Consider the following 334-nt stretch of genomic DNA (forward strand, 5'->3'; position numbering starts at 1 on the left):
CAACATCGGCGGGGGCGACAGCCCCGAGACCGTGCCGTACATGCGGGCCGGAGCAGCCGTTCCCGGCCACTGGAACCGCCCTGCGGAGTTCGCCCCGCAGCCGGGCGGCGCGAACGGTGGAGTCGAGCCCGCCGACTGGTTGAACCCGAACGACCCGAACCACTGGAACGCCGCCGCGGACGCCAACCAGCGCTGGTGGCTCGCCGCCGCGCAGAGCCGCGGCGCCGACACCTTCGAGGCGTTCTCCAACTCCGCCCCGTACTTCATGACCGTCAGCGGCCTGGTCTCCGGCGCGGTCAACAGCTGGGAGAACAACCTCCGGCCCGACCAGTAC

Annotated in this window: 1 protein-coding gene; it reads left to right on the forward strand. The window is 71.9% G+C overall.

From position 1 onward, the window contains the following. Nucleotides 1–334, forward strand: a 334-nt coding sequence (locus PUR56_RS04565; RefSeq protein WP_329947941.1) for a glycoside hydrolase, incomplete at both ends; no start/stop codon positions are given.

Source organism: Streptomyces sp. BE303, from assembly GCF_036290945.1.
Lineage (GTDB): Bacteria > Actinomycetota > Actinomycetes > Streptomycetales > Streptomycetaceae > Kitasatospora.